Here is a 10,434-nt window from a genome sequence, read left to right as displayed (position 1 = left end):
TCGAGCGCGACCCCGCCCTCGTCCTCACGGAAATCGGCCAGGGCCTCGTCACCGAGACCGGCGCCCTCGACTACGGCGTCGTCATCAAGGACGGCGCGGTCGACGAGACGGCCACCCAGGCCCTGCGCGAAAAGATGCGCACCGAGCGCGGCGAGGTCGAGGTCTTCAACTTCGGCCCCGACATCGAAACCCTGCGCAAGAACTGCCTCGAAGAAACCGGCCTCCCCGCTCCCAAGCAGCCCATGTGGCGCCATGCGGACATCGCGGAGGCAGCGGAGTAAACAATGGAAAATACAGGAGCCCTCAAGGGACTTCGCGTCGTGGAAATGGGCCAGCTTCTGGCTGGCCCGTTCGCCGGACAGCTGCTGGGCGACATGGGCGCCGACATCATCAAGGTGGAGCCGCCCGGCAAGGGCGACCCGCTGCGCGTCTGGGGCCAGGGCGAGAAGAAGGTCAGCTGGGAAGTGGTCGCGCGCAACAAGCGTGCGGTCTCGGCCAACATGCGCGTGCCCGAAGGCCAGAAGCTGGTGCGCGAGCTCATCCGCCACGCCGACATCGTGATCGAGAACTTCCGTCCCGGCACGATGGAGAAGTGGGGCCTTGATCCCAGGCAGCTGCTCGAAGAACAGCCCGGCCTCATCATCTCGCGCATGTCGGGCTACGGCCAGACCGGCCCCTATTCCTCGCGCGCCGGCTTTGGCGGCATCGGCGAGGCCATGGGTGGCTGGCGCTACATCGTGGGCGAACCCGACCGTGCCCCCAGCCGCATGGGCGTCTCGATCGGCGACACCCTCACCGCCACCTATGGCGTCATGGGCATCCTCGCCGCGCTCCACGTGCGCGACACCACCGGCAAGGGCCAGATCATCGACGCGGCGCTCTACGAAAGCGTGCTGCAGATCACCGAGAGCCTGGTTTCAGAATACGACAGCTCGGGCTTCATCCGCGAGCGCACCGGCTCGATCCTGCCGGGCATCGCGCCCTCCAACGTCTATTATTGCAGCGATGGCGAATACATGATCGGGGCCAACGCCGATCCCTTGTGGAAGCGCCTGTCGGCCGCCATGGGCAAGCCGGAACTGGGTGATGATCCGCGCTATGCCACCCACATCGCACGCGGGCAGAACCAGACCGAACTCGACGAGATGATCAACGCCTGGACCAAGAGCTACACCATCGAGGAGATGGACGCGCTGATGAGCGAGTACGGCATCCCCGCCGGCCGCGTCTACCGCGCCCCCGAAATGCTCGCCGACCCGCACTTCCAGGCCCGCGAGGCCATCGTCGAAGTCGAGACCGAAACCCACGGCAAGCTCAAGATGCAGAACGCCTTCCCCAAGCTGTCGGCCACGCCCAGCTGCATTCGTCGTCCGGCACCCTCGCGCGTTGGCCAGCACAACGCGGAGATCTATGGCGAACTGCTGGGTCTCGATGCCGAGGCGCTCGCCAAGATGGAAGCCGATGGGATCGTCTGATCCTCAAGGCTTTTGAGACCACATACGATGGCGCGGCGATCCTCCGATCGCCGCGCCATCTTGTTTTCGCCTTCCCCGACCCGATATCGGAACCCTGGGAAGGAGACGTAGCATGATCTTCAGAACTTCACCCATGGCGTCCGCAGCGCTCCTTGCGGCCTGTGCCGCGCTTGGCCTTGGTGCCTGTTCGCCGGAGCCCGCCAAAGAATACACGGCCGACGTCGAGGACAAGAGCGGGGGCGAACTGATCGTCACCGACGTCGACGAGACCGGCGTGGACGTGAAGGTGCCCGACACGCCGATGACCAACGTGCCGCCCGAGGACAAGGCCGGCAACTAGGCGGGCAATTAGGCCAAGGCCCTTTCCTCAGGCCAGCAAGGCAACCGAAACCGCGTGAAGCGGAGCGCCTTGCGCCTCGTAGGCCGATAGGTTGGCGACGGTCGTCTCGGCAATCGCGGTCATCGCCTCGCGCGTGAAGAAGCCCTGGTGGCCGGTGATGAGGACATTGGGAAAGGTCATCAGCCGCACGAAGACATCGTCGCGAATGACCGTGTCGGAGAGGTTCTCGAAGAAGAGATCGCCCTCCTCCTCGTAGACGTCGAGCCCGACGTTGCCGACCTTGCCACTCTTGAGCCCGGCGATGACCGCGCGGGCGTCCATCACCGCGCCCCGGCTCGTGTTGATGAGCATGACGCCCGGCTTCATGCGCGCGATTGCGCCGCGCCCGATGAGGTGATGGGTGGCGGGCGTGAGCGGGCAGTGGAGGCTGATGATGTCGCAGCGCCCCAGGAGATCGTCGAACGAGGTGTATTCGCCGCCCAGCTGCGCCAGTTCGGGGTTGGGCGAAGGGTCGCTTGCCAGCACCTCGCAGCCGAAGCCCTTGAGGATACGCGCGACGTTGAGGCCGATGCGCCCGGTCCCGACGATCCCAGCGGTCTTGCCCCGCATATCGAAGCCGAGCAGCCCGTCGAGCGCGAAGTTGCCCTCGCGCACCCGCGCATAGGCCTTGTGGATGCGCCGGTTGAGCGCGAGCATGAGTGCGACGGCGTGCTCGGCAATAGCGTCGGGCGAATAGGCAGGAACCCGCGCCAGAGCGATCTTGAGCCGGGCCGCGGCCTCCAGGTCCACGTTGTTGAACCCTGAACAGCGCAGAGCAACAAGGCGAATGCCGTGTCGCGCGAGGATCTCCAGCTCAGGCTTTCCCAGCGCATCGTTGACGAAGGCGCAGACCGCCTCGAAGCCCTGTGCAAAATGCGCCGAATGGGCCGACAACCGGGTATCGAAAAACGTCAGTTCGTGTGGGCTTCCAGCCAGCCGATTGGCCTCCTCCAGGAATGTCCGATCGTACGAACGCGTGCTGAAGACGACGACCTTCATGCCTTATCCTCCCCGAGGTCCGAAAACCGCCACCGGTGCAATCATTCGTAACATCCGTGCTGCATTGCACAAGGCCCGAGCCGACTATAGTCTGATCCGCGCCCGCACCGGGCTCGTTACCGCGCAGGGGGGACAAGGGTCTTGCACGAAGCGGAAAATTCCGACGATCAGGGCTTTCACGCCCTCGATCCCGCCACCGTCGCCAGGCATCTGGGCGCTGCGGACACCGGCCTTTCCGCAGCCGAGGCCGCGGGTCGCCTCCAACGCCACGGCCCCAACCTTCTCCCCCGCGTCAAGCCCCCCCATCCGCTGATGCGCTTTGCCGCGCAGTTCAACAACGCACTCATATACTTCCTGCTGGCTTCGGCCGCGGCTGCCTTCGTGCTCGACCACGCCATCGATGCGGGCGTCATCCTTGCCGTTGTCCTCATCAACGCGCTTGTCGGCGTGATCCAGGAAGGCAAGGCCGAGAAGGCACTCGCAGGGATGGAGAACCTGGTGGGCGAAGAGGCCCATGTCCTTCGCGACGGGCGCCGCCAGCCCGTCCCCGCCGGAACCCTGGTCCCGGGCGATACGGTCCTCGTCGAAGCGGGCGACCGGGTGCCTGCGGACCTTCGCATCGTGCGTGCCCGTGCGCTCTCGATCGAGGAAGCCGCACTCACCGGAGAATCGGTCGCCGCCGACAAGCAGGAGGAGGCCGTCGAGCCCGATGCGCCGCTCGCCGAGCGCACGTCGATGGCCTATTCGGGCACACTTGTCGTGCGCGGGCAGGCGACAGGCCTCGTCGTTGCCACCGGCGCGAGCACCCAGATCGGCAAGATCGGCGCCCTCCTCCAGTCGGTGCCGCGCCTCGTCACCCCGCTCCTGAAGCAGATCGACCAGTTCGGCACGCGCCTCACGCTCCTGATCCTCATCGGCAGCGCGGCGCTTTTTGCCTTTTCGGTGACCGCGCGCTCCTACCCCTGGGTCGATGCCCTCATCGCCGTTGTCGCGCTGGCGGTCGGCGCAATCCCCGAAGGGCTCCCCGCCGTCATCACCATCACGCTCGCCATCGGCGTCCAGCGCATGGCGCGGCGCAAGGCAGTGATCCGCAAGCTCCCAGCGGTCGAGACGCTGGGCGCAACCTCGGTCATCTGCAGCGACAAGACCGGCACGCTCACCCGCAACGCGATGACCGTGACCCGCCTCTTCACGCCTGACGGGGAGTGGCTGGTTTCGGGCAGCGGCTATGCCCCGGAAGGCGTGATCGCGGCCAGAGATGGCGATGGCGATGGCGATGGCGACACCGAGGCCGCGCCTCCGCGCGAGATCGTCCACTGCGGGGCGCTGTGCAACGATGCGCGCCTCCACCACGAAGACGGCAACTGGAGCGTGGTGGGCGATCCCATGGAGGGCGCGCTCCTCGCGCTCGCGGGCAAGGCCGGGCTCGACACCGCCGAACTCCATGCGGACTGGACGCGCCTCGACGAAATTCCCTTTGATGCGGCCTACCGCCTGATGGCAACGCTGGTGCGCAGCCCCGAGGGCGAGGCCATCGCTTTCGTCAAGGGTGCGCCGGAAGCGGTCCTCGCGCTGGGCGCGGCAGGCACCGATTTCGAGCGCTGGCACGGCATCACCCGCCAGGCCGCCGCCCAAGGTGAGCGCATCCTGGGCTTTGCCGCCATCACGCTTGCGCCGGGCACCACGCGCCTGCGCTTCGAGGACCTGCAGGGCGCGCGCATCCTGGGTCTCATGGCCTTCGTCGATCCGCCGCGCGAAGAGGCCCGCATCGCCATCGGCGAATGCCGCTCGGCCGGAATCGCGGTCAAGATGATCACCGGCGACCATGCCGCAACGGCCGTTGCCATTGCCCGCAAGCTCGAGATCGAGGACGAACCGCGCGCGCTCACCGGCGCGCAGATCGAGGCCATGAGCGACGAGGAACTGCGCCGCGAGGTGCCCGAAGTCGCCGTCTTCGCGCGCGCCAGCCCCGAGCACAAGCTGCGCATCGTGCGCGCGCTCCAGTCGCACGGCCAGATCGTCGCGATGACCGGCGACGGGGTCAACGATGCGCCCTCGCTGCGCCAGGCCGATGTCGGCACGGCCATGGGCGCCAGCGGCACGCAGGCCGCGCGCGAAGCCTCGGAAATGGTGCTTCTCGACGACAACTTCGCCTCCATCGTCGCGGCCGTGCGCGAGGGGCGCACCGTCTACGACAACATCCGCAAGGTCATCGCCTGGACGCTGCCCACCAACGGCGGCGAAATCATCGCCGTGGTCCTGGCGATCATCCTCGACCTTGCCCTGCCGATGACCGCAACGCAGATCCTGTGGATCAACCTCATCACCTCGGTCACGCTCGGCCTCGTGCTCGCCTTCGAACCTTCCGAGCCGGGCATCATGGAACGTGCGCCGCGCACCAAGGAGAGCCCCTTGCTGTCCGGCTTCATCCTGTGGCGCGTGGGCCTCGTCTCGCTGCTCTTCGCCGTGGCGCTGCTGGGCGTCTACTTCACCGCCCTCGGCACCGGCACGGACATCGCGACGACCCGCACGATGGTGGTCAACATGCTGGTGATCGCGGAGATCTTCTACCTCTTCAACGTGCGCTACATGCACGTTCAGTCGCTCAGCTGGCGCGGGATCCTGGGCACGCGTGCGGTGCTCGTCGCGGTAGGTACGGTTTCGCTGGCGCAAGTGTGCTTCACCTACCTCCCGCCGTTCCAGGCCGTGTTCGAGACCCGCCCGCTCAGCTTGGCGCAAGGGGCATCGCTCATCGCGATCGGCGCTGTGATCTTCATTCTCCTGGAGTTCGAGAAACTGCTGGTCCGGCGCCTGGGCTGGTTTGCCGAACTCGACTGACCTCGCCCCTCCCTGGCCCGGCTTGCTGATCCTTCACGGGTTGCGCGCAACGAAAATCTGTGTCCAACTGGATCGTATCGCATGCCCATGCGTTGCAGTTGATGCGCGATTGTACGCGCAGGGCTCCAGACACGCGATACGAGAGGGAGGGCAGTGGCAGTGCACACGGCGCTTGGCGAACACGGCATGATCGGCGACACGCGCTCCAACGCCCTTGTCGACCGCACCGGCACGATCACCCGCCTGACCTGGCACGTTCCGGGCGCGGCCGCCCCGCTCCACGCCCAGGACATGCGCCCGGGCGGCATTTCGGCGATCCGGCTCGAAGACGCGCAGCCGCTGGCGCAAAGCTACCGCGCAGGCACGACCATTCTCGACACCTACTTCGCAGGGCCCACCGGCGCGATCAAGCTGACCGACTTCATGCCTGTGGCCCTGCCCGGCCCCGGCGATGCGGACGAGGCGGGCGGCGGCATCCGGGACGGCGCGCGCATCGTGCGCTTCCTGACCTGCACGCGCGGCACCATTACGGGCCGCCTCATCCTCAACCTCGATGGCGAGGCGCGCGCGCCTGAGCAACTGGCGCCGAACCTTTGGTCGGTGCCGCTGGGGGAGATCACGCTGCGTCTTGAAGGCGCGCTCGACATCGCGGTGAGCGCCAGCCGCCTCGCCATGCCCTTCACGCTGAAAGCCGGGGAACAGGCGCATCTGGCGCTGTCCTGCGATGCAGGCACCCAGGCCGAACAGGTCCGCAGCGTCTCGGCGGCCCGCAAGGCGCTGGCGCAATGCGACGCCTTCTGGCGCGCCGAGGGCGCCCCACCCAGGGCGCGAGTTCGCCCCGGGCCTGAGCCCCTACGTTTACTCGGCCGCGAGGGCCTCTTCGCGCGCGGCTTCGTCTTGGGCGGGGACCCGGGCGAGGAGCATCTTGATCAGCCCGAAGCACATGAACAGCAGGACCACGGCAAAGGGCAGGCCCGTCACGATGGCCGCTGTCTTCAGCGCCTGCAGACCTCCCCCGTAGAGCAGCGCCCCGGCAAGCGCCCCGATCGAGATTGCCCAGGTCACGCGCGGTACGAAGCCCGCCTCATGATGCCCGCCCGAGGCGATCATCGCGGTGACGAGCGCGCCCGAATCTGCCGAGGTCACGAAGAACGTGGTCACGATCACCACGGCTAGCCCCGACACGATTCCGCTCAGGGGAAAGTTGCCGAGGAAGGCAAACAGGGCATCAGGCATCGAGGCGTTGACCGCCTCGGACAGGCCCCCGGCCCCGAACAGCTCGATATGAAGCGCGGTATCGCCAAAGATGGTCATCCAGGCGAACGTCACGAGGCTGGGTACGATGAGCACGCCCGAAATGAACTCGCGCACCGTACGGCCATAGGAAATGCGCGCGATGAAGATGCCCACGAAAGGCGACCAGCTCACCCACCAGGCATAGTAGAACATCGTCCAGCTGCTCTGCCAGTCCTCGTCGGTGTAGCTCTCGGTCCAGGTCGAGAGATAGATGAAGCGCTGGAAATAGTAGCCCAGGTTCTGGATGAAACTGTCCAGGAGGTAGACCGTCGGGCCGACCACGAAGACGAACAGCGCCAGCAGCAGCGCCAACCCCATGTTGAGCTCGGAGAGGCGCTTGATGCCAGCGTCGAGCCCCATCGCCACGGACAGCGTGGCGAGCGCGGTCACGACGACGATGATGATGGCGCGGACCATGCCCCCCTCGGGCGCGCCGAAGAGGAGGGTCAGCCCGGCGTTGATCTGCGAGGCCCCGAAACCCAGCGAGGCGGCCACCCCGCACACGGTCGCGGTGATCGCCATGATGTCGACCAGATCGACGACCAGAGTCGGGATGCGCGGGAAGGCTGCGCGCAGGAACGTGCCCAGGTTGAGCGGCAGCTTGCGGTTGTAGGCAATATAGGCGAGCCCCAGGCCGATGATCGCGTAGATCGACCAGGCATGCAGGCCCCAGTGCAGGTAGGTGAGCCCCATGGCATGCTGCGCGTTGCGCGCAAGACCCTGTGGCAGCGTGGCACCGGGATCGGAGAACGAGGAAATCGGCGGGTTCGAAAAGTGCATGATCGGCTCGGCCACACCGTAGAACAGCAGACCGATGCCCATTCCTGCGCTGAACAGCATCGCGAACCAGCTGGTCGCGCTGTAGGTGGGCTTCGCATCCGCTCCGCCAAGGCGCACATGCCCGATCCGCGAGATGGCGAGAAACGCGCTCGTAACCAGCATGACATTGGCGGTCGCCACGAAAAGCCAGCCAAAATTATGGGTCGCAAAGGCCTGGATGGCCTCGAAACGGGCGGTAGCAACTTCCGTATCGTAGAGCGCGAAGACTATGAGCCCACCGATCGCGGCAATTGCGCCAAAGAACACGCCAGGTTTAAAATCTGCAATCGGACTGGATACATTGCTACCTTGACTTGCCACCCGGACGACACCCCAACACTGAAATGAGATTTACTTAGTCTGTTCAAAATATCAGAAATAATAAACCCAATAGCGAATTGAATATCATATCAAAATTCGCGTTGTGGAATTGAATTTATCACATCCCGAAAGGGCTTCTAAACCTGCCTACAATCCGTGTGATGATTATGCAACAACTGCTGACAACCTGTAACTTTTCTCAAGCGCAAGGGTTGGCATGTACACGTTGATTGGATAGCTGACCTGCGCGGGCCACCAAGGTCTCATTTCCTTGCATGCCACCTCTCGGCATCTTGTCCCGCCCGGCAGCGCTGTCTCCCACGCGCTGCCCCGTCGCGAACGTTCCGAACAACAACAGGGGAACATACATGTTCAAGCATTGCACCGGCGCGTCCGTTGGCGCGCTGGCAATCGCTATCGCCACCCCGGTCGCAGCCCAGAATACTCCGGCCCAACCCACCAGTACTCAGCCCACCAGCACCCAGGCCGCTCCGGCCCAGCAGCGCAAGGGCGGTCTCACCGAAATCGTGGTGACCGCCACCAAGCGCACCGAAAGCCTCCAGGACGTCGCCGTCTCGGTCAATGCACTGGGCACCGAGGAACTCGAAAACCTCGGCGTGCAGACCTTTGATGACTACCTCGAGCAGCTTCCCAACGTCACCGCAGGCGGCGGCGGCCCGGGCCAGAGCACGATCTACATTCGTGGCCTCGCCTCGACCACGCCCAACCTCACCACCGCCGGCGTCGCGGGCCTTGCCCCCAACGTCGCGATGTACCTCGACGAACAGCCGCTCGCGCAGCCGGGCCGCAACCTCGACGTCTACGCCGCCGACCTTGAGCGCATCGAAGTTCTTGCAGGCCCGCAGGGGACGCTCTTCGGCGCCAGCTCGCAGGCGGGCGTGGTGCGCCTCATCACCAACAAGCCCGACCTCCTGGGCTTCGATGCCGCCGCCAAGGGCGGCGTCTCGTGGACCAAGAACGGCGAGCCCAGCTACAACGCCGAGCTCATGCTCAACGTGCCGGTGACCGAGACGCTGGCCGTGCGCGGCGTCGTCTACATGGACGACCAGGGCGGCTACATCGACAACGTCAAGGGCACCCGTTCGGTCGCCGACAGCGCCCGCTTCCGCGAGGAAGGCGCGCAGCGCTACAACGGTGTTCCGGTGGGTGCGAACCGTGCAGGCCTGCAGGCCGGGGCCGACCTCTCGAACGTCAACTTCATCGAGGCCGACAACACCAACCTCGTCGAAGACAACTTCAACGACACCACCTACACCGGTTTCCGCGTTTCGGCGCTATGGGAGGTGGCTCCCGACTGGCAGATCACGGTCAGCCACGCGCGCCAGGGTCTCGATTCCGACGGCGTCTTCTTCGCCGACCCGGAACTGGGCCTGGATGATCTGGAAGTCCAGCGCTTCCAGCCCGATCGCCTCGAAGACAACTTCTCGAACACCGCCTGGACCGTCGAGGGACGCCTGGGCATGCTCGACCTCGTCTACACCGGCGCCTTCACCGACCGCGAGACCTCGCAGCAGGTGGACTACTCCGACTACCTCTACGTCGGCCAGTACCTGCCCTACTACATCTGCGACAGCTCGGTCTCGTACCCGGGTGACAACGGGCCGATGGGCACCTGCCAGGCGCCCAACCTCTACGTCACCTCGGACAGCAAGAGCAAGCAGTTCACCCAGGAACTGCGCGTCAGCACCCCGGCCGAGAACCGTTGGCGCGTCACTGCGGGCGGCTTCTACTCGAAGCTGACCTTGGAAGAGCGCAACGACTTCATCTACCCCGGCAGCCAGTACGTCGACCTGTGGGGCGAAACCGGCTTCCCCGAGAACTTCCCGTTCCCGGGTGCCTGGCAGAGCGATCCGGGCCCCTTCCCCAACGGCACCAACTTCCGCAACGACATCAAGCGTTCGGATGAGCAGTTCGGCATCTTCGGCGAGGCCTCCTACGACCTCGTCCCCGACCTTCTCAGCGTCACGCTGGGCGCGCGCTACTACAACGTGGCGGTCGACCTGAAGGGCACGGCGAACAGCTCGTTCTGCAACGCCGGCGGCACCGATGCCAATGCGTTCGGCACCAACCTCTCGGACCTTTACGATGGGGACGGCGAGTTCACCTTCATCGGTTCGTGCGGTGATACGCTGGGCCTGACCTTCAACCAGGGCGACAGCATCCAGGACATCATGGATGCAGGGCTCACCGAAGGCCAGGCCATGCAGGTCTTCAATGCCCTCTCGCGCCCGACAAGGCCAAGACCGAAGGCGTCATCTTCAAGGGCTCGCTGACCTTCACGCCCAC

At 65.5% G+C, this 10,434-nt stretch carries 6 protein-coding genes and 1 pseudogene; 5 read left to right on the top strand and 2 right to left on the bottom strand.

Annotated elements, in window-relative coordinates:
- From MBENS4_RS25935 to MBENS4_RS18035, 3 genes and pseudogenes are all read left to right on the top strand, one after another.
- Positions 1 to 281: pseudogene (locus tag MBENS4_RS25935) on the top strand (hydantoinase B/oxoprolinase family protein); the annotation flags it as partial.
- Between the two features lie 3 nt (positions 282 to 284).
- A complete protein-coding gene (locus tag MBENS4_RS18040; protein ID WP_039393394.1) occupies positions 285 to 1,475 on the top strand; it encodes a CaiB/BaiF CoA transferase family protein in 1,191 nt (396 codons plus the stop codon).
- Positions 1,476 to 1,587: 112 nt separating this feature from the next.
- The gene (locus MBENS4_RS18035) at positions 1,588 to 1,815 is read left to right on the top strand and encodes a hypothetical protein (protein WP_039393392.1); all 228 of its coding nucleotides are present in this window, start codon (positions 1,588 to 1,590) and stop codon (positions 1,813 to 1,815) included.
- Positions 1,816 to 1,842: 27 nt separating this feature from the next.
- Here the strand turns inward: MBENS4_RS18035 and MBENS4_RS18030 are convergent, their stop codons facing one another.
- Positions 1,843 to 2,853, bottom strand: coding sequence for a 2-hydroxyacid dehydrogenase (locus MBENS4_RS18030; protein ID WP_039393390.1), 1,011 nt, complete (start codon positions 2,851 to 2,853; stop codon positions 1,843 to 1,845).
- A 141-nt stretch (positions 2,854 to 2,994) separates the two neighbouring features.
- On the opposite strand from MBENS4_RS18030, the gene MBENS4_RS18025 reads away from it, so the two are divergent.
- Complete coding sequence (locus MBENS4_RS18025) at positions 2,995 to 5,691, top strand: cation-translocating P-type ATPase (RefSeq protein WP_039393387.1); 2,697 nt, start codon at positions 2,995 to 2,997, stop codon at positions 5,689 to 5,691.
- An 858-nt stretch (positions 5,692 to 6,549) separates the two neighbouring features.
- On the opposite strand, the gene MBENS4_RS18015 is transcribed toward MBENS4_RS18025, so the two are convergent.
- Positions 6,550 to 8,073, bottom strand: coding sequence for a BCCT family transporter (locus tag MBENS4_RS18015; RefSeq protein ID WP_242405004.1), 1,524 nt, complete (start codon positions 8,071 to 8,073; stop codon positions 6,550 to 6,552).
- Positions 8,074 to 8,495: 422 nt separating this feature from the next.
- Here MBENS4_RS18015 and MBENS4_RS18010 point away from each other — a divergent pair, with 422 nt between their 5' ends.
- Positions 8,496 to 10,421, top strand: coding sequence for a TonB-dependent receptor plug domain-containing protein (locus MBENS4_RS18010; protein ID WP_340140851.1), 1,926 nt, complete (start codon positions 8,496 to 8,498; stop codon positions 10,419 to 10,421).
- The last annotated feature ends 13 nt before the right edge of the window (positions 10,422 to 10,434 follow it).

It is taken from the genome of Novosphingobium sp. MBES04, from assembly GCF_000813185.1.
In the GTDB taxonomy this organism is placed as follows: Bacteria; Pseudomonadota; Alphaproteobacteria; order Sphingomonadales; family Sphingomonadaceae; genus Novosphingobium; species Novosphingobium decolorationis.
The sequence above is the reverse complement of the archived record's forward strand: the minus strand, read 5'-3'. Positions and strand labels throughout refer to the sequence as shown.